Consider the following 19890-nt stretch of genomic DNA (forward strand, 5'->3'; position numbering starts at 1 on the left):
TAAATTTATAGTTGTTCGATAAAGCTATTGAGTCGTTTGGAAGCTTTATTGGCTTCTTGAGCATCATTGGTTTGAGACAAGATCGCCAACTCATCGGAAATTTCGCTTAAACGTAAATTATCGCTTATCCCCTTGAGTTGAGAAGCAGTTTTTTTCCAAGCATGGGTATCAAATGCCCCAATTGCTGCGGTAATTGCTTTTCCTGATGTGAGGGCATCATGCTTGTACTCATCAATCAGCTCATCAAAGAAGTCATGCTCAATGCCCAGCTGCCCTGAAATGAATACTTTATCATAATGCAAAGGCGGAGTCGGAAATTCAGTGACAGTAGTTGTTTCATCCGAATCATCAAGGTTTGTGCTTAATGCATCTTCGAAAGGTTCATTGCTAAGGGGTTTAAAGAAACTCTCATCATCGGTAGAATCGGCAATTACTTCCTTTGTCTTTTCGATGGGAGCAGGGGCATCGTCTTTAAGCATGAAACTATAGATATCATCTTCTTCCACTGCATCGGCAGAAACGGATACCTTCATGTCAGATGTAGGTGCCTCTGCTCTCTCCGGTTTAAAGAAAGGGACGTTTTCAGCCTCTTTGGGCGGCTCTTTCCCCTCAAGTTTTGAAATAATCGTGTAGAAATATTTGAGATTTGCTTCGATTTCGATCGGGTCATTCGTGGTATTGATAATGCTGAGGGTTTCAAAAGCATCTTCGATACGAAGATTGGCTGCAACCCCTTTGAGCTTATGGGAAAGAATCTTGATATTATTGCTATCCCCTTTGTGGACCGCTTCAAAAAGTTCGGCTTTAAACTCGTAAGATTGTTGAATAAAATCACCGATAAATTCTTGGATCAAATCGACCGGAAGGCCAAGCTCATGGGCTGCAACATTTGGGTCAAAGCGGTATGATTTATCGACTTTAAGCGTTTCCAAAAACCCTTGTTCTGCATTGCTGTAATAAACATCACCGAGCATCGGACGCTCTACACGTTCTTCAACGACAGGCGCTGCTGTTGGAAGATCTTCGTGCAGTTCTTCTTCATTCAGCGGGAGGGAAAGTTTGGCATACAAATCCTCTGCAGGCTCACCAAGCGGTTCTAAATCATCGATGGCTGCAGGAATATCCAAGGTACCGGGTTCAGTAAGTGTTGTAGGGGTGATATGCCCATAATCGGGTAGAATATCGGTGCTTGGAGCAAAAGGTGCGGGTGTTTCGACAGGGGCAGGCTTGAATTCAGGCTGAGCTTTAGGGGTGATGGTATGGGGTTTGATCTCATCGCCGCTAATGGACTGAATATGGGTCATATCAATCATATAGCCATTTTGCCCGGGTTCTGCACACAGGAAAAAGTTATGGACACTCAATGTACATGAAAATGTTTTCCCATGTGCGTGAACGATAGCTGATCTGGCATCCGAATCGGCATGGAGAAGAAAATCGATCCAGCCAAAGCTTTTGAAGTTGTGGATATACCCCGGCTCTTTTGCAAAAAGATCGGCAACATCTTCACATACTTCTAACAGATCGTCGAGGGTTGCATAATTTAAAAGCTTGAGCCCATCTTCATCGATTCCTATAAATTCGTGTTTGTGATTATAAAATAGCACTCATTTCCCCTTATTGTTCTTGTTCGATCATTTTTCGGTACAACGCTGCCGTCTCTTCAATATTTTTACGAGATGCCGGTTTTCGTGCTGCCATATACCCTTTGAGCTTCCCGTTCTCATCATAGGTTGGGGTTACTTCGGTATCAACCCAATAATAGCGGCCGTCTTTGCGGAGGTTCTTGACCAATCCGTGCCAAAGTGTACCGGATTGAACTGTTTTCCACATGAGTGCAAACGCCGCTTTGGGCATATCCGGATGACGGATGATGTTATGCGGTTGAGCAATGAGCTCATCGACGCTGTAGCCGGAGATTTCACAAAATTTTCGGTTTGCAAAAGTGATCACACCATGCAAGTCTGTTTCGCTAACAATAGCGCGCCCGTCAAAAAGATACTCTTCATCGATTGGAATAGGTTTTCCCATCATTTGACCCCTTAGCTAAAAAACTGCTGAAAACATAATCCTTGGAATATGGCATAAACTCCATAAAAGATTACTTAGAGATCTTCTCTGTGTAACAATTTTGGATATTTTTTGCATCTTTTTCCCCGATTAGGTCACAAAGTGTCTCAAAATCGCTTTTTGCGATGGCTTCATACGTTCCAAAATACTCGATTAATTTATGAATTTTTGGTTGTGATATTCCATGAACCAGTAGTAATTTAGAGTGCTGGTCACGTTTTAGTTTAACCTTTTTATGAAAGGTAATAGCACTGCGGTGAGCTTCATCTCGAAGCATTTGGATAAACTGAAGCCGTTTATCAGAACTCTCCAGCCGTAAGATTTGATGCTCCGTGTGAAGGATATCATGAGCGGCCCCTTTAGAGCGATGGGCTTTTGCGTCAATTTTCTCTTTGCTGATAGCGATGACATCGAGATGAATACCATGAGAATTCAGTAGATCAACCGCTAAAGTCCGTAGAGTAGAACCGCCATCCAAAACCCATAAATCCGGTGGAGGATTGGATTCGAACCCTTCGATTCGGCGACGGAGCATTTCGGACATTTGTCCGTATTCATCGCGGCTTTGTAAGTGATAGGTACGGTACCCTTTTTTATCAAAATGGCCATTATCGTAAACGACCATTGCTCCTACTATGGCATCGCCTCCATGGTGAGAGTTATCAAATATTTCGATCCGATTGGGGAGGGTGTCGAGCCCAAAGAGTTCTTGAATCTGAGATAAGAGTACCTCATTAGTGGGTTGCGGTGTCCGCAGAAGCTCATGGGCATTGGTAATGGCGAGATCGATCAGCTCTTTTTTCCCGCCTCGCTGAGGCGTTTCTAAGTGAGCTTTTTTACCGAAAAGTTCACTTAGATGTTCATGAACCCAGTCTCTCGATTCAAACGGGTGGGCTGTCAGGATAGGGGCAATGATAGGGGGCTTTTCACTGCCATAGAACCCCACCAGTGTCCGCTCGTACGCCTCATCCAGCGAGAAATAGGGGGTAACCGGGATGAAATCGTGAGTGCTGGAAGCCACTTTCCCCTCACGGATGAAAAGACGGAGAATACAGCCGCGTGTTTCGTTCACGGCTATGGCGAATACGTCGTAGTTTTCGGTCGAGGCCAGATCTATTTGGGAGGTGATTTCGCTTTTGGAAATCCGCTCAATCCGGTCTCTTAGTATCAGGGCTTCTTCAAAGCGGAGCGATTCGGAATAAAACTCCATTTTCGCTTCGAGCTGCTTGATGAGACGCCGTTTGTTTTGAATCCATTCGATCCCCTGCTGTACCATCGGAAGATAGCTCTCACGCGGTACTGGAAATTCGCAGGGAGCGAGGCATTGCTCCATCTGGTAAAAGAGGCACCCTTTTTTTCCTCTCAAACAGCTTTTTTTCTGTACCAGTTTAAGCAACTCGTACAAAGAGTCGAGAATATCGCGTGCCCCGATGGAAAAAGGGCCGAAGTAGCGGACCCCTTTGCCCTTGATAATTTTGCGGGTAAGCTCGAATCTTGGGTAGGGTTCTTCCATATCGACATACAAATAGGGATAGGTTTTGTCATCACGCAAGAGGATATTGTATTTGGGTTTGAGCTGTTTAATAAGCGAGTTTTCCAAAATCAGAGCGTCGTGTTCGTTTTCAACGATAATATAGTGAAGCCCCACGGTTTCAGAGAGCATTTTTTGGATACGCAAGGAGAGCGATGTTTTGGGTGAAAGTTCAGGGGTAAGATTAAAATAGCTTTTGACCCGTTTGGAGAGGTTTTTGGCTTTTCCGATGTAGAGGATTCGACCTTTTTCATCAAGATACTGATAAATCCCTGCAACCTGAGGCAAAGAGCGAATCTGATTGACCATCGCTGAACTCTTTAATCAATAATTTATTGAAGCTATTATACCATCCGTCATTAAAGAACTGACAATGGGCTTTGCTCATTTTAATGTGTAACATTTAGTTAAAAAAAGAGGGAACGATGTCAAAAATATTTGCAGTGGGCGTCATTGTCGCCATCATACTATTTTTGAGCGGATGCGGCTATAAAGCTCCCCCGTATTACGAAAAACCGGCTCCGGCAAAGGAATCGTCCGTTGCGTTATGATGTAGTCATTATCGGTTCCGGAATTGCAGGTTTATACGCGGCGATAGGTCTGCCAAAAACGCTGAATGTTTTGGTGATCAACAAATCGTATCCGTGGGAATGCAACACCTATTATGCCCAAGGGGGAGTTACCACGGCGTACGATAATGCTGATATTGCGCTGCATATCCAAGATACGCTGGACGCGGGTGCGGGGATGTGTGATGCAGAGGCAGTTCGAATACTGAGTGAAAATTCTCAGAGCGTTATTCATGATCTCATTGATCGGGGTTTCTCGTTTGACAAAGACGAAGAAGGAAATCTCCTGTACACCAAAGAAGCGGCCCATTCGCGCAGTCGGATTCTCCATGCCGGAGGGGATGCGACGGGGAGATATTTACACTTTTTCTTGTTGAATCAAAACCCCCATCCGATGCTTAGCGAGGCTACCGTAATCGATTTGTTGATTGAGAACGCCCAATGCTGCGGAGTGGAAGTTCTGATTGAGGGGAAGCGAAAAATTATCTTGGCCGATAATGTTATTATCGCCAGCGGCGGGGTAGGATCGCTGTACGAATACCATACGAATGCTTCGAGCATCAGTGGGGACATTCACGGAATTTGTATCGAAAAGAAGATTGAACTCGAATCGATGGAGATGATGCAGTTTCATCCGACGGTTTTTGTGGCGAATGATTGGGCACGTAAACAGCTCCTCTCCGAAGCACTCCGAGGGGAAGGTGCTCATGTCGTAGATGACAACGGATACCGCTTTTTGTTCGAGTACGACCCGCGCGGGGAACTGGCTCCTCGCGATATTGTCAGCCGCGCTATTTTCGATTACAAAAAGCGGAGCGGGAAACAGGTTTATCTCTCGTGCGAAGATTTTGAAAGCGAATATTTCAAAGAGCGGTTTCCCAACATTTACAAATCACTGAACGATATGGGATTTCATTTGCCTAAAGAGCGTGTTCCTATCTCTCCGGCATTTCATTACGCGATCGGGGGAATAAAAACCGATTTAGAGGGGAATGTGCCGGGGATCAAAGGGCTTTATGCTGTGGGTGAAGCCGCTTCGACCGGAGTCCACGGTGCAAACCGTTTGGCGAGCAATTCGCTTTTAGAAGGGCTGGTATACGCTCAAAAAGTCGCCCTTTCAATCCTTTCCCATTCATTTTCACATTGCAGTAAAACGTTTGACATTGGAGACGAACCGCTGGAAATGGCGGGGGATAAAGAGAAAAAAGATCAGCTTCGACATATTATGTGGGAGAAGGCTTCGATCGTTCGGACACCGCAAGGGCTTCAAGAAGCACAAGAGAAGATTGAAGCGCTGTTGCGTGAGCCAATCGGGAAGCTGTTGAAACTTCGTCTTTTGACGGCTAGAGCTATCGTGGAGAGTGCTCAGAAGAGAACGGAATCGATCGGAGTTCACTATATTATAAAATAAAACGTTAGTTATAATTCACCATATAAATATAAGGAGTTTTAATGTTTTTCGAAAGTATAAAAATCATGTTTTTGGGGATGGGGACGGTTTACCTCTTCCTTATTATTATGATTTACATGACTAAACTGATGTCAAAACTGCTTCTTCGTTATTTCCCGGAAGCACCGAAAGTACATTCACACACATCTGCACCAAAAGCTCCGGTCCAAAAAAATAATGAGAATGCAAAAATTGCTGCTATTTTAGGTGCATTACAGCATCATCATCAATTAGAACGAGAGGGGAAAATTTAATGAAAAAATTATTCTTTTCTCTTGCAATGATATTAAGTCTCTCTTTGTCGAGCATGGCCTCAGAGCCTACGGCAACTGATACTACGGTGGAAACTGCAACAACGGTCGCATCTGAAACTGAGGCACCTAAAAAATCAACTTATCGTGAAGAGAACTATCAACCGATGAGTTTCAATGAAATGATGATTAACTTCTATCACACGACAGGAATCAGTGCTCTTGTAGAGCCTCAAAAAGGGGTTTTGACTTCTCATGGCGAACCGATGTCGGATTTCCACCAAACGTGGGGACGGCTGATTATGTTTTTGGTCACTTTCGTCCTCTTTTATCTGGCGATTGCCAAAGGATTTGAACCGTTATTGCTTCTACCCATCGCATTCGGCGGGTTACTTGCCAACGTCCCAATCGCAAACATGGCGGGGCCGGATGGCTTGCTCGGTATCATCTATCATATGGGGATTGCCAACGGTCTTTTTCCTCTCCTGATTTTTATGGGGGTAGGGGCAATGACCGATTTCGGACCGCTCCTCGCCAACCCGAGACTTGCTCTTTTGGGCGGTGCGGCACAGTTCGGTATTTTTGGAACCCTCGTCGGTGCGTATGCCCTCAGCCAATATACAACAATTTTTGATTTTACGTTGCAACAATCTGCCGCTATCAGTATCATCGGCGGAGCGGACGGCCCGACGTCGATCTTTATCGCTTCGACGTTAGCTCCGGAGCTTTTAGGTGCGATTGCCGTTGCATCATATTCGTACATGGCATTGGTTCCGATTATTCAACCTCCTATTATGAGAGCATTGACGACTCCTGAAGAGCGAAAAATCCGTATGCGTACACTGCGTCACGTTACGAAACTCGAAAAGCTCCTTTTCCCGATTCTTGTACTGATGCTGATTATTTTTATTCTTCCCGATGCGGCTCCGTTGGTCGGTGCGTTTGCACTTGGTAACTTCTTTAAAGAGACGGGCGTTGTCAATCGTTTGAGTGATACGATGCAGCATGCATTGATCAACATTGTCACCATTTTCTTAGGTCTTGCCGTAGGATCGAAACTGGCGGCAGAGCAGTTTTTGGTTGTCGATACGTTGGCTATTTTGGGTCTTGGTCTTTTGGCATTTTCCGTCGGAACGGCTGCTGGAGTTTTGATGGCGAAACTCATGAACGTATTCAGCGAAGAGAAAATTAATCCATTAATTGGTTCTGCGGGGGTTTCAGCGGTTCCGATGGCGGCTCGTGTCTCTCAAAAAGAAGGGATGAAAGACGACCCTAGCAATATGTTGCTGATGCACGCAATGGGACCGAATGTTGCCGGTGTTATCGGTTCTGCGGTTGCTGCGGGTGTTATGATCGCACTGTTTAAATAGTTGATGTCCCTTATAACCTTCTAAAGCTACCCGTATCTTTCGGATACGGGAGAAAGCTGACGTTTAACACTCTTCTTGAAAGATTTTGTAAAGTCATGTCAAAGTACTCTTTCGGCATAATTACGCATTGCTGTCTATAATCTTCATCTACCCCTCATATTCATGAATCTCTAATTCTTTGTTTGGGTCTCTTCATCACATTACGTGATTATGCGAAGAAAGATAAACACAGTTAACCCTATTATTACAGGAGCTTCAATGTTATTGATGTCCCCAAGACAAGAGTGGTGCGGCAATATCCGAGGCGATATCCTCGCCGGTATTGTTGTCGCTCTTGCCCTCATTCCCGAAGCCATAGCCTTTTCGATTATAGCCGGAGTTGATCCAAAAGTGGGACTTTATGCCTCATTTTGTATCGCAGCGGTGATCGCGTTCGTCGGTGGTCGCTCCGGGATGATTTCGGCGGCTACAGGGGCAATGGCACTGCTCATGGTAACACTCGTTAAAGAGCACGGCTTGCAGTACCTGATGGCGGCGACCCTTTTGACGGGTGTATTACAAATCCTTGCAGGGTATTTGAAACTCGGGGTCCTTATGAGCTTCGTTTCTCGAACCGTCGTGATCGGATTTGTAAACGCATTGGCCATTTTGATTTTTATGGCTCAACTGCCGGAGCTTACGAATGTGACGTGGCACGTTTACGCCCTTACAGCAGCGGGGTTAGGGATTATCTATCTTTTCCCCTATATCCCTACTATCGGAAAATTGATCCCCTCACCGTTAGTCACCATTATCACGCTGACTGCGGTTACGGTTGCGATGGGGATTGATGTCCGTACCGTCGGCGATATGGGATCACTCCCCGATACATTGCCGATTTTTTTATGGCCCGATGTTCCGATGAATTTTGAGACGTTGGCGATTATCTTCCCTTACGCTGCGGCATTGGCTGCGGTGGGGCTGTTGGAGTCGTTTATGACGGCAACCATCATTGATGATATGACCGATACCGACAGTGATAAAAACCGCGAAGCCAAAGGGCAGGGGATCGCCAATATCGCCAGCGGATGTATGGGGGGGATGGCAGGCTGTGCAATGATCGGTCAATCGGTTATCAATGTCAAATCAGGGGGACGGGGACGTCTCTCTACCCTCACCGCAGGGGTATTGCTCCTCATTATGGTCGTCTTTATGTCCGATTTGATTAAAATAATCCCGATGGCAGCACTCGTAGCCGTGATGATTATGGTCTCGATAGGGACATTTAACTGGGACTCGATTAAAGGGCTAAAAACACTTCCGCTTTCAACGAATATCGTAATGCTCTCTACCGTCTTTGTAGTGGTGGGAACCCATAATCTGGCATTGGGTGTATTTACAGGGGTATTGCTGGCATCGCTGTTTTTTGCCAATAAAATTAGCCATTTTATGTACTGGGAGAAATACTTCGAAGAGACGAGCAGTACCCGTATCTATAAATTTATCGGGCAGATTTTCTTTAATTCCGCCGATCGTTTTGCCGATGCGTTCGATTATAAAGAGGATGTCAATAGAGTCATTATCGATGTAACACGTGCTCATTTTTGGGACATTACGGCCGTTTATGCTCTCGATAAAGCAGTGATAAAACTGCGTAATATGGGAAAAGAGGTTGAAGTGATCGGACACAATGAAGCGACCCAAACGATTATCGATCGTTTCGGCATTCACGACAAACCCTCTGACATTGAAAAGGTAATGGGCGGGCATTAATGCTAATACGTTAAAATAACTGAAAAATAAAAGAGAGGGGTTGGCTTGTTAACGATTATTGTAACAACATTGCTCTTATCACTCCTAATCAATATTTTTATTCGTAAAATTCATCTGCCTACCATTATCGGCTATATTATAACGGGAACGACGATAGCGTATATCTTTAATCTTCATGATGCGGTCAGTAATCATGATCTAAAAGAGATCGCCGAATTCGGGGTTGTGTTTTTGATGTTTACTATCGGGTTGGAATTTTCTGTAGCTCATTTAAAGCGGATGAAGTATGAAGTATTTGTCACGGGAACATTGCAAATACTTCTCACATCTTCTCTTGTTTTTTTCCTTACCTATTACGGATTACATATTGAGCAAAATTCTGCTTTTATTATCTCTCTTGTTGTTGCCCTCTCTTCAACTGCTATTGTCCTTAAACTTTTAAACGAAAGTGGTGAAATCAACCGCCGACACGGGCAAAGATCGCTGGGGATTCTCATTATGCAGGATATCGCCGTTATCCCTATTTTGCTTATTATCGGGTTTATGAGCAGCAATTCCACAAATATCTCTTTGGCATTGCAGGATATGCTACTAAGTGCGGTGATATTACTGGCATTTTTATGGATATTCGGTAAGCATATACTGGAGCCTTTTTTAACCCAAATCCTTAAAACAAACTCGGATGAACTCTTTGTAGGAAGTGTTTTGTTTTTGGCGATTGGTGCATCGTATTTAGCGCATGTTTTGGGTTTTTCCTATTCTTTGGGTGCTTTTATCGCAGGTATGCTGATCGCCGAAACGAAATACAAACATCAGGCGGAAGCCGACTTGATCCCTTTTAGGGATTTATTGCTCGGTATCTTTTTTATCACCGTAGGGATGCAGATAGATTTTTTCTTGCTGATTTTTCAACTCCCTCTCATCTTGGCGATATTGATGGGTGTTATGGTCCTGAAATTTATCATTATTTTCGCTCTTGTTAAGATCGATGAAAGCAAAAGAGTCACGCTCAAGACGGCTTTTAGTCTCATACAAATCGGTGAGTTTTCACTGGCAATTTTGGAGTTGGCACGCTCAAACGATCTGATCGCACAACCCTACAGCCAAGTATTGATCGCAACGATCGTTTTATCGATGATTATTACCCCGCTCATCTTGAAACATCTCACCCCTCTTACCGATCTGTTTATAAAAAAAGAGGATGAGAATATTGAAAATGAACTCTTTTCGGATGAGTTAAAAGATCACACGATTATTTTGGGATTCGGCGAGTTTGGGCGCAACGTTGCCGCAGCACTCAAAGAAAAAGGTGAATTTTATCTCGCTATCGAAAACAATATCAACACGTTTCACGAGATTCAAAAGATGGGAGAGCCTGCTATTTTCGGTAATGCTCTTAAAAAAGAGGTATTAAAAAAAGCCAATATTCATATGGCTAAATACGTTATTGTCGCGATCGATAATCCGGCAAAACTCTATCATGTATGCCAAACGATTGAGCAGTTTGTTGATAACTCCAAAATTATTGTCAAAGTACATACACAGCATGAAAAAAATATTATTGCCGAACTAGGAATTAGCAATATTATCATTGAAAATGATGTGATGAGTCAGCAGGTATCTCGGCTTATTATCGATTGATCAATGCGTTAAGACTTTTTTTTTACGATAAACTACGATTTTTAATTTTCAACCAATACAAAAGGAACAAAATTATGACTACCGTTATCACGGAACAGCCTATAGACTTAGTATTTCACCCTTTTGGATGGCTACTTCTTAGTATTTTTGTCATAGGGTATTATTTTATCGCTGCTGAAGAGAAATACCATATCGATAAAGCCAAACCGGCACTCTTTACCGGAACGTTGATGTTTGTTCTGATCGGACTTTATTATGTGAGCGTCGGGGCGGATTTAACTCCGTTTGAGCACGAAGTCGATCATCTGATTTTGGAAATCGCTGAGATCTTCTTTTTCTTGTTTGTCGCGATGACCTATATCGAGGCATTGGTTGAGCGAGGTGTTTTTAGTGCTTTACGTGCGAAACTGATTGCAAAAGGGTACAGTTACCGTGAGCTTTTTTGGATCACGGGTACGTTGGCATTTTTTATCTCACCGGTTGCTGATAACCTTACAACGGCACTTATTCTTTCAACAGTTTTGTTGACGATTGATAATAAAACAAAAGAATTTTTGGTTCCCAGTGCCATCAATGTGGTTGTCGCAGCCAATGCCGGTGGTGCTTGGAGTCCGTTTGGGGATATTACGACGCTCATGGTTTGGGCAGCTGAGAAGGGAGCCTTTGTCGATTTCCTTTATCTTTTTCCTGCGGCGTTTATGGGTTGGCTTATTACCGCAGCATTGCTCGTTCGATATGTTCCCGATCTCGATCCACATAAAGACGGAGATCCCGAAGCGGCCGAAAAAATCGAAATTCTCAAAGGGGGGAAAGTCATTATCGCATTCGGTGCATTGACGATTGCCCTTGCGGTTGCAGGGAAACAGCTTCTTCATCTACCTCCGATGTGGGGGATGCTTTTTGGTTTGGCAATTTTGCAGCTTTATATGTATTTTCTCAAAGCGAAGCACAATGTCGATGTGAATATTTTCGAGGCGATGAGCAAAGTGGAAAACAACACACTTCTCTTTTTCTTTGGAATTTTGGCGGCGGTAGGAGCGCTCCATTTTATTGGGTTTCTTACTTATGCGGCTCAACTGTATGAAGCCTTCGACCCGACGATGGTTAACATCGGTGTGGGATTGCTCTCCGCCATCGTTGATAACGTTCCGGTAATGTCAGCGGTTTTAAAAGCCAATCCTTCTATCGATCATGCTCAATGGATGTTGGTGACGATGACAGCGGGAATCGGCGGTTCGTTGATCAGTTTTGGAAGTGCCGCAGGTGTGGGAGTAATGGGGAAAATGCACGGTATTTATACCTTTTCCTCCCATATGAAATTGGCATGGACGGTGCTGGTTGGATATATCGTCTCACTGATAGTGTGGTATGTTCAGTTTAGTGTTTTAGGCTTCTATTAATCTATATTAGGGTACCCTTTCATTAACGCAAAGGGTACATAATTGCTTACCCTCCCGATTATCTCCACTTAAAGGCTCTCCTTTGAAAGATGTCAATATTATCGTTCTTGATTTTGGTTCACAGTACACACAGTTGATCGCACGACGTTTGCGCGAAGATAAAGTCTATTGTGAGGTACTTCCTTACCACACTAAAATCGATGCTATTAAAGCAAAAAATCCAAAAGGTATCATTCTCAGCGGTGGACCTTCATCCGTTTATAACAAAGATGCGTATACTGTCGATCAAGGTGTTTACGCACTTGGAATCCCTGTTCTTGGGATTTGTTACGGTATGCAGCGTATCGCGGTTGATTTCGGCGGTTCGGTTATCCGAAGTGATCATCACGAATACGGAAAAGCGGAACTTACCATCGATATGACACAGCACTCAATACTCTTCGAGGGGTGCGAAGACGAACGCGCCGTGTGGATGAGCCATTCGGACAAAGTGGATGTATTGCCGGAAGGCTTTGTCCCTATCGCGTATTCGCCAAACTCCCCGTATGCAGCCATCGCAAATGAAGCAAAAATGATCTACGCGATGCAATATCACCCGGAGGTAAACCACTCTGAAGAGGGGTATTTGATGCTTCGCAATTTTGCACGCAAAATTTGCGGCATTACCGAAAAATGGGACATGGGACATTTTCTCAAAGAGCAAATCGTGAAAATTCGCGCCCAAGTGGGTGAGGGGAAAGTACTTTGCGCACTCAGCGGAGGGGTGGACTCTTCGGTCGTTGCGGCATTGTTGTACGAAGCGATCGGCGATCAGTTGATCCCGGTTTTCGTCGATAACGGATTATTGCGCAAGGGGGAACGTGACTCGGTTGAAAATATTTTCAAAGTTCATCTCAAGGTACCTCTCGTCGTTGCCGATGCATCGGAAAATTTCCTCGGCAAGCTTGCCGGTGTGACGGATCCTGAGACGAAACGAAAAATTATCGGACACACCTTTATCGAAGTGTTTGAAGCGGAAGCGAAAAAGCATGACGGTATTAAATTCTTGGCGCAGGGGACATTGTATCCCGACGTTATCGAATCGGTTTCCGTTAACGGCCCATCGGTGACGATCAAAAGCCATCACAATGTCGGCGGACTCCCTGACTGGATGGATTTCGAGTTGATTGAACCTCTCCGTGATTTGTTCAAAGACGAAGTACGTAAACTCGGGCTTGAACTCGGATTGCCGGATTCATTGGTTAACCGTCATCCGTTCCCGGGACCGGGTCTTGGTATCCGTATCATGGGTGAGGTTAACAAACCGGATTTGAATCTTTTACGTGAAGCCGATGCGATTTTGCTTGATGAACTCAAAGCGAGTGGCTATTACACCAAAACATGGCAAGCATTTGCGGTACTCCTGAACGTCAAATCAGTCGGCGTTATGGGAGATAACCGTACCTATGACAACACCGTTTGTGTCCGTGTTGTGGAAGCGGTGGATGGGATGACGGCAACGTTTGCCCATCTTCCTCACACCTTGTTGGAACGTATCAGCCGCCGTATCATTAACGAAGTTGATGGAATCAATCGTGTCGTATACGATATCAGTTCCAAGCCCCCTGCTACGATCGAGTGGGAATAAGGCGCTCCCTTGCGCCCGATTTATCTCATCTCAAAAACTCCCTATGAGGGAGTAATTCATATCCCTATCCTCACGATCTCTTTTTTACAACCTCGTATTGATTTTGACACCTATCAGGGGATTATTCTCACTTCGAAACAAGCATTGTTAGCTTTAGAACATTACACGTTTGGATGGGAAAAACTGCAATGCATCTGCGTATCGGAAGGTACGGCAGAAGCGGCACGAAAAGCGGGTGCTCTGAATGTTGAAGCGGCAGATGGCTATGGGAGATCGATTCCGGCTATTTTACGAACCAAAGCGGGAAAGGGAAAATGGCTTTATGTGCGTCCGAAAGTGATTGCTTCGGATTGGGTTATGGAAGCTCGAAAGGAGGGGGTTGAGATTGACGAAGCAGTGGTATATGAGACGACCTGCAATGAAGCGGCGAGAGAGTATACGCTAGACAAAGATGCCGTTTTAGTCTTTACTTCTCCCTCATCCATCGATTGTTTTTGCGCTTCTTATCCGATCCTTTCGTCGTACAGTATTGTCGCTATCGGTAAAACAACTCGCGCTGCTTTCAAAACTGCCAAAGAGGTTCATGTAAGTCCTTTAACCAGTGTCGAATCGGCGATTGAACTGGCACGAAAAATTGCCCAAGACGCATCTGCGTTTTAAGCATTTTGAGGATATAATTGTATTCTCTGGGCGCAGCGAGTAATCGCAATATGAGGGTTCTACATATACAATAAGTCATATCTGTAGATGTTTCGGTGTGTCGGTGATCTTGTTTGAGTGCTAACGCATGAGAGATTGCCGCCGGTAGAGACGCTCGATGTGGCGCAATTACAGCTTTGAAGAACCAAAGCTACTGCGAAACGCCCGCCTGGGCTTTTACCTTATTTGAGAAACGTTAACGTATTTCAGATAAGATAATTAAATTTTTTCAAGGTGATCTATGCGAGTAATGGTAATCGGAAGCGGCGGACGTGAATTTTCAATCGGACGGGTGTTAAAACAAGACCCCGAAGTAACTGAGCTTTTTTTCTCTCCCGGCAATGGCGCTACACCGATGTTAGGTACAAATATTGAAATCAAAGATTATGAAGAACTGGCGCAATTTGCACTCGATAACGCGATTGATTTAACAATCGTAGGTCCTGAAGGTCCTTTGACCGATGGCGTTGTGGATATTTTCAAAGCTAAAGGGCTGGTGATTTTCGGTCCTTCAAAAGCCGCAGCACAACTCGAAGGTTCAAAAGTCTATATGAAAAACTTTTTGGCCAAATACAATATTCCGACGGCACGCTATATCGAAACAGCCCATATTGGTGACGCGTTCAAATTTATCGAATCATTAACTGCTCCGATCGTTGTAAAAGCGGATGGTTTGTGTGCCGGTAAGGGTGTTATTATCGCCATGAGCCACGATGAAGCCAAAGTAGCCGTTTCAGAAATGTTGAGTGGAAAATCGTTTGGAGATGCGGGCTTACGCGTTATTATTGAAGAGTTTTTGGATGGTTATGAACTTTCCATGTTTGCTCTTTGCGATGGAAAAGATTTTATTCTCCTCCCTGCGGCACAAGATCATAAACGGCTCCTTGATAACGATGAGGGACCCAATACTGGAGGAATGGGCGCGTATGCACCGACTCCTCTCGTCGATGATGTGATTTATGAAAAAGTCAAAGAGCGGGTAATCCGTCCAACATTGTTGGGGATGCAAGAAGAAGGAGCACCGTTTGAGGGAGTTCTTTTTATCGGTATCATGGTGGTGAATGGTGAGCCTATAACGCTTGAATTTAACGTACGTTTCGGTGATCCTGAATGTGAGATTTTGATGCCATTGCTCAAAACTCCTGCTCGTGAATTGTTTTACAAAGCCGCGACCAAACAACTCGATACTCTGAATGTTGAATTTCACGATAAATATGCAGTCGGTGTGGTAATGGCAAGCCGTAACTATCCGTATGACAATTCAGAACCTGCCGAAATCATTGTGGATGAAGTCCATCATGAAGAAATCGCTCAAAATACCCATATCGCGTATGCAGGTGTAGCGGAAGAAGATGGAAAACTCTATGCGACGGGCGGACGTGTTCTTGTCTGCGTCGGTGTTGGTGATAGCATCAAACAAGCGCGTGACCGTGCTTATATGCTCTGTGGGCAAGTTCATTTTGCCGGCAAAAAATTGCGTACCGATATCGCGTATCAGGCGCTTCGTTAATGGACGAACGCATCGATTCGCTTTTACAACGAGAGCATTTGGAACTCTCTTCTATTCGTCAGCGTGTGGCTGCCTTTGGAATCGATGAATTGCTTTTATCCATCATCATGATTATCATTTTATGGGATGCGATGAGTAAAGCCGAAACGTTAGAAGCAATGATAGCGGTGACAAACAGCTTTTTGCTGGAGTATATGGCGATTAAAATTATTTACCAAACTTTTTTTACGATGCAATACGGTGCCAGTCTTGGAAAAATTATTATGAAAATCCGTGTTATTGAACTCTCAACCCTTTCAAACCCAAGTTTTTTAAGTGCTTTTAACCGAAGTGTTTTTCGGGTAGTGAGCGAGATCCTTTTTTATCTGGGTTTCGTCTGGGCGATGCTTGATCCGTATAGACGGAGCTGGCATGATCGAACCGCACGGACATTGGTGATTAATGCGTAAATTTATCTGGATCAGTCTGGTTACATCTACTTTACTTTTGGGTGAAGATCGTGTTGAATTGTATGGAACCAATGTTGATGCAAACGGTTCGATTGCCACTGCGATAGGCGATCCGGTAGCCCTCTATCAAGATCAGATACTCAGTGCCGATAAACTCATGTATGATCGCAATACGAGTGTCATTGAAGCGATGGGCAATGTGAATGTTTTTAAAGCCAAACAATATCATATGCTCAGTGATTATGCACGTGTCGATTTGATCAATGAAACCCGTTATTCCAAACCTTATTACATGGTCGATCAAGATTCAGGGGCATGGATCAGTACCGATGAAGCGCAAGCGTGTAAAAATGAGATTGACTTGGCCAGCGGATCGGTATCGGGATGTGATTCACATGATCCTCTCTGGAAAATACGATTCAGTAGTGCGGATTACGATACCGAAGAGATGTGGGTTAATTTGTATAATGCACGTTTGTTGGTCAATGATTTACCTCTTTTTTATCTCCCGTATTTTGGTTATCCAACCGATAAAACAAGGCGGAGCGGATTATTGATCCCGTCGTTTGGGCTCTCCAACTCGGAAGGATTTTATTATCAGCAGCCGATCTATTTTGCACCACAAAATTGGTGGGATGCAGAGCTTCGTCCTCAAATACGAACGTCACGCGGATCGGGTATGTATACCGATTTTCGATTTGTCGACACTGCTTCATCAGAGGGATCGATCCGTTTGGGTTATTTCAAAGAGCAGTCTAAATATGCGGAAGAGTACGATCTAGCCAATCTTAAACATTACGGATATAACGTTAAATATCGCCATTCTGCCCCTTTGCGTGAATGGTTTGACTTAAATCTCGAGGGTGAGTCAGGGCTATATCTTGACGGATTGTGGATGAACGATGTCGATTATCTTAATCTGCAACAGAGTGACGAAACCCAAAATGTGACTGCCAATCAGGTTCTTTCACGCATCAATGCCTATTACAGCAGTGAAGATAACTATTTTGGAACCTATCTGAAACATTATCAGTACTTGGATCAAGAGAGTAATGATCAAACGATTCAAACCCTTCCAAGTCTACAATATCACCGTTATTTGGAGAGTTTTTTAGACAATCATATTCTTCTAAGTGCGGATGCAATAGCAACCCATTTTTATCGGCCGGACGGAAAACGTGCCATTCAAGGTGATTTCACCGTTCCAATCACTTTTCAGAGTGCATTATTTGATGAGTATCTCGATGTCGCTTATACCGCTACCGCATTTTCAAATGTGATTGGGTTTTATGGAAATCCGAAATCCGGAGAAACCACCAACTATGAAGAAGGGCTTTATGCTCAGCTCGATCACACCTTTTCCCTCTCATCAACGCTGGTGAAACCGTACGAATCTCTAACCCATGTCCTTAGCCCTTCGGTAAGCTATACAGTCTCAGGGAACCGTTTTTATAATGGTTATTACGAGACCTATCATGATAATGGAATGTGTGCTGCGGGGAGTACCCTTCCTGAGTGTGAATATTACAGTTTGAATGAACCAAGTGATACTTTATCGTTTGGATTAAATAACTACCTTCTTGAAGGTGGAAAACAATTCCTCGTGGATCGTTTGAGTCAAAATTTCCGATATGACGATCAGGGAAGCTATTACGGTGAGTTGCAAAATGAGCTCGAATGGGAGATTAGCCGTGCGGTCTCGTATTATAATCAGACGGCATATAATCATGATCGAAATCGTATCACCAAAGAACAGAATACTCTTCGCTATAATGATGGAATCGTAACGGCGGGTGTGAGTCATTATTATACCGATGAACTGCGATACGACTCTACGCTATTGCGCAATGTTACCGAATACGCAAGTTACTGGACAGCCGATGCGGCGTATCAATACAACCGACATTATCGTTTTTTCGGTATTTTGGCTTACGATTATCGTGAAGATTTGATGAAACGAAGTGAGATCGGGTTTTTATATACTCAGCGATGTCTTGATTTCGGTATTCGCTACGTTCAAAATCGACGTCCGATCTTGACGAATACGACGGGGAATGATTCGGTAGATGATTCGTATATCTTTATAACACTCATTTTAAAGCCGATCGGCGGATCGGAATTTAATTATAAACTCACCAGTAATTAAAAGAGGATAGCTTATGAAACTGGAAGCAAAAATTGGTCTTTTTGTCGTGATGGCTTTGGGTGCATTGTTGTTCCTCTCGACTCAGGTAACGTCACTCGGAAAATGGGGAAGTGATGGCTACACAGTCCAAGCGTATGTTGAAGATGCTTCGGGTGTAGAAAAGCATACCCATGTTTTGATGAACGGGGTAACAATCGGTGATGTTGAAGATATTATGATCGAAGGGAAGCGGGTTAGACTCACGCTTATGATTGATAAAGGGGTGAAAATTCCGGATGACTCATCGGTGATTGTGGCTCAAGAGTCTCTTTTAGGATCAAAAGTAATCAATATCGTCGTCGGTGATTCACTATCAGTGCTTAAAGAGGCAGGGGTCTTGTCCCAATCCAAGCGTTATGCTTCGTTTGATCAAACGAGTGATTCAGTCAATGCGGCAGCCAAAGAGTTGGAATTATTACTCAAAGATTTCCGTTCTACGTTGGATGATGAGCACCGCGCCGCGATTCAAGAGATGATCATTGCATTTCGCAATGTTGGGGTGAACCTTGATGGTGTGATTGTTGAAAACAGAGATGATTTGCATGCGGCGATTGCTAACTTTAGAACGATGAGCGCCGGATTTTCTCAGACGGCAGATACCGTCAATAAAGATTTGCCGGCCATTATGGCCCGTATCAATTCACTCTCAACGCGCCTCGATAATATTAGCGGTTCATTGGAACATAAACTTCCTGAGGCGGTCGATAAATTTGTCAAGATAGAAGATAATGTCAGTGCTATCCTCACGGAAAATCGCTCTTCATTGAAAGATACGATTACAACGGCAGGATCATTTTTCAAAAGCGGTGAGGAAGCATTCGGGAAAATTGACTCGATGTTGAGCAACTTTACAACCAGTGAACTTCAGGTGGCGATGCATACTGATTACATGATACGAGATCAGTATGGAAAAGTCTATTTGGGGGTTAATTATCTTCCCAATCCTGAAACCTATTATATGTTTGATTTGGTCAGTACCGATGATTATTCCCGCTACGATACGAATCCTCCGGGTAAAAATATCAAAGGGGAGACCTATTATTCTCTCCAATACGGAAAACGCTTTGATAACACATTGCTCCGCTTTGGAGCAATCGAGTCAACCGGCGGTATCGGAGTCGATTATTTCATGGATCATGATCGTCTGAAATTCAGTGCCGAAGCGTTTGATTTTAATGCTATTAATGATATCCGTGGAACTCGTACCCATTTGAAAGCACAAGTACGCTATCAAATGTTAAAACATCTTGAACTGTACGGTGGATGGGATAATTTCCTCAATCCGCAGTCGCAAAATATTTTCTTAGGGCTTGGCCTGCGTTTTATCGATAACGATCTTAAATACACAATGGGTGCTGCCTCGATGGCACGATAAAAATGGAGAAT

At 44.0% G+C, this 19890-nt stretch carries 16 protein-coding genes; 13 read left to right on the forward strand and 3 right to left on the reverse strand.

Annotated elements, in window-relative coordinates:
• Positions 1 to 5 precede the first annotated feature (5 nt).
• The 3 genes from B649_RS01495 to uvrC form a co-directional block, all read right to left on the reverse strand.
• Positions 6 to 1607 (reverse strand): hypothetical protein, encoded by a 1602-nt coding sequence (locus tag B649_RS01495; protein ID WP_015652730.1) that lies wholly within the window; start codon positions 1605 to 1607, stop codon positions 6 to 8.
• A gap of 10 nt (positions 1608 to 1617) precedes the next feature.
• Complete coding sequence (locus B649_RS01500) at positions 1618 to 2031, reverse strand: PAS sensor domain-containing protein (protein WP_015652731.1); 414 nt, start codon at positions 2029 to 2031, stop codon at positions 1618 to 1620.
• Between the two features lie 70 nt (positions 2032 to 2101).
• Positions 2102 to 3910: an excinuclease ABC subunit UvrC gene (gene uvrC, locus B649_RS01505; RefSeq protein ID WP_015652732.1), complete on the reverse strand. Its 1809-nt coding sequence runs from the start codon at positions 3908 to 3910 to the stop codon at positions 2102 to 2104.
• A 116-nt stretch (positions 3911 to 4026) separates the two neighbouring features.
• Between uvrC and B649_RS12410 the strand changes: the two genes are divergently transcribed.
• The 13 genes from B649_RS12410 to B649_RS01565 all read left to right on the forward strand — a co-directional run bounded on the left by B649_RS12410 (position 4027) and on the right by B649_RS01565 (position 19879).
• Positions 4027 to 4152 (forward strand): lipoprotein, encoded by a 126-nt coding sequence (locus tag B649_RS12410; protein ID WP_291750916.1) that lies wholly within the window; start codon positions 4027 to 4029, stop codon positions 4150 to 4152.
• On the forward strand, positions 4142 to 5581 hold the full coding sequence (gene nadB, locus B649_RS01510) for an L-aspartate oxidase (protein WP_015652733.1): 1440 nt from the start codon (positions 4142 to 4144) through the stop codon (positions 5579 to 5581). Before B649_RS12410 ends, nadB begins: the two co-directional genes overlap by 11 nt.
• A gap of 41 nt (positions 5582 to 5622) precedes the next feature.
• Positions 5623 to 5874 (forward strand): OadG family transporter subunit, encoded by a 252-nt coding sequence (locus B649_RS01515; RefSeq protein ID WP_015652734.1) that lies wholly within the window; start codon positions 5623 to 5625, stop codon positions 5872 to 5874.
• Positions 5874 to 7241, forward strand: a complete 1368-nt coding sequence (locus B649_RS01520) for a sodium ion-translocating decarboxylase subunit beta (RefSeq protein ID WP_015652735.1) — start codon at positions 5874 to 5876, stop codon at positions 7239 to 7241. The genes B649_RS01515 and B649_RS01520 overlap by 1 nt, the downstream gene beginning before the upstream one ends.
• Before the next feature lie 258 nt (positions 7242 to 7499).
• Positions 7500 to 8993, forward strand: a complete 1494-nt coding sequence (locus tag B649_RS01525) for a SulP family inorganic anion transporter (protein ID WP_015652736.1) — start codon at positions 7500 to 7502, stop codon at positions 8991 to 8993.
• A 45-nt stretch (positions 8994 to 9038) separates the two neighbouring features.
• Positions 9039 to 10634, forward strand: a complete 1596-nt coding sequence (locus B649_RS01530) for a cation:proton antiporter (RefSeq protein WP_015652737.1) — start codon at positions 9039 to 9041, stop codon at positions 10632 to 10634.
• A 74-nt stretch (positions 10635 to 10708) separates the two neighbouring features.
• Positions 10709 to 12034, forward strand: a complete 1326-nt coding sequence (gene nhaD / locus B649_RS01535) for a sodium:proton antiporter NhaD (protein WP_015652738.1) — start codon at positions 10709 to 10711, stop codon at positions 12032 to 12034.
• A gap of 82 nt (positions 12035 to 12116) precedes the next feature.
• Positions 12117 to 13661 (forward strand): glutamine-hydrolyzing GMP synthase, encoded by a 1545-nt coding sequence (gene guaA / locus B649_RS01540; protein ID WP_015652739.1) that lies wholly within the window; start codon positions 12117 to 12119, stop codon positions 13659 to 13661.
• 9 nt (positions 13662 to 13670) lie between these two features.
• On the forward strand, positions 13671 to 14321 hold the full coding sequence (locus B649_RS01545; RefSeq protein ID WP_015652740.1) for a uroporphyrinogen-III synthase: 651 nt from the start codon (positions 13671 to 13673) through the stop codon (positions 14319 to 14321).
• A gap of 280 nt (positions 14322 to 14601) precedes the next feature.
• On the forward strand, positions 14602 to 15870 hold the full coding sequence (gene purD / locus B649_RS01550) for a phosphoribosylamine--glycine ligase (protein WP_015652741.1): 1269 nt from the start codon (positions 14602 to 14604) through the stop codon (positions 15868 to 15870).
• The gene (locus tag B649_RS01555; RefSeq protein WP_015652742.1) at positions 15870 to 16319 is read left to right on the forward strand and encodes an RDD family protein; all 450 of its coding nucleotides are present in this window, start codon (positions 15870 to 15872) and stop codon (positions 16317 to 16319) included. Before purD ends, B649_RS01555 begins: the two co-directional genes overlap by 1 nt.
• Positions 16312 to 18465 carry an LPS assembly protein LptD gene (lptD, locus tag B649_RS01560; protein WP_015652743.1) on the forward strand — a complete coding sequence of 718 codons (2154 nt, stop codon included), beginning with the start codon at positions 16312 to 16314 and terminating at the stop codon, positions 18463 to 18465. Before B649_RS01555 ends, lptD begins: the two co-directional genes overlap by 8 nt.
• Positions 18466 to 18478: 13 nt before the next feature.
• Positions 18479 to 19879 (forward strand): MlaD family protein, encoded by a 1401-nt coding sequence (locus B649_RS01565; RefSeq protein ID WP_015652744.1) that lies wholly within the window; start codon positions 18479 to 18481, stop codon positions 19877 to 19879.
• Positions 19880 to 19890: the final 11 nt, after the last annotated feature.

Origin of the sequence: Candidatus Sulfuricurvum sp. RIFRC-1 (assembly GCF_000310245.1) — a bacterium.
In the GTDB taxonomy this organism is placed as follows: Bacteria; Campylobacterota; Campylobacteria; order Campylobacterales; family Sulfurimonadaceae; genus Sulfuricurvum.

Excerpts from the sequence above, each read along its gene's own strand:
- B649_RS01500 (WP_015652731.1), bottom strand. The coding sequence starts at position 2,031 with ATGGGAAAACCTATTCCAATCGATGAAGAGTATCTTTTTGACGGGCGC.
- uvrC (WP_015652732.1), bottom strand. The coding sequence starts at position 3,910 with ATGGTCAATCAGATTCGCTCTTTGCCTCAGGTTGCAGGGATTTATCAG.
- B649_RS12410 (WP_291750916.1), top strand. The coding sequence starts at position 4,027 with ATGTCAAAAATATTTGCAGTGGGCGTCATTGTCGCCATCATACTATTT.
- B649_RS01515 (WP_015652734.1), top strand. The coding sequence starts at position 5,623 with ATGTTTTTCGAAAGTATAAAAATCATGTTTTTGGGGATGGGGACGGTT.
- B649_RS01520 (WP_015652735.1), top strand. The coding sequence starts at position 5,874 with ATGAAAAAATTATTCTTTTCTCTTGCAATGATATTAAGTCTCTCTTTG.
- B649_RS01525 (WP_015652736.1), top strand. The coding sequence starts at position 7,500 with ATGTTATTGATGTCCCCAAGACAAGAGTGGTGCGGCAATATCCGAGGC.
- nhaD (WP_015652738.1), top strand. The coding sequence starts at position 10,709 with ATGACTACCGTTATCACGGAACAGCCTATAGACTTAGTATTTCACCCT.
- purD (WP_015652741.1), top strand. The coding sequence starts at position 14,602 with ATGCGAGTAATGGTAATCGGAAGCGGCGGACGTGAATTTTCAATCGGA.
- B649_RS01555 (WP_015652742.1), top strand. The coding sequence starts at position 15,870 with ATGGACGAACGCATCGATTCGCTTTTACAACGAGAGCATTTGGAACTC.
- lptD (WP_015652743.1), top strand. The coding sequence starts at position 16,312 with ATGCGTAAATTTATCTGGATCAGTCTGGTTACATCTACTTTACTTTTG.
- B649_RS01565 (WP_015652744.1), top strand. The coding sequence starts at position 18,479 with ATGAAACTGGAAGCAAAAATTGGTCTTTTTGTCGTGATGGCTTTGGGT.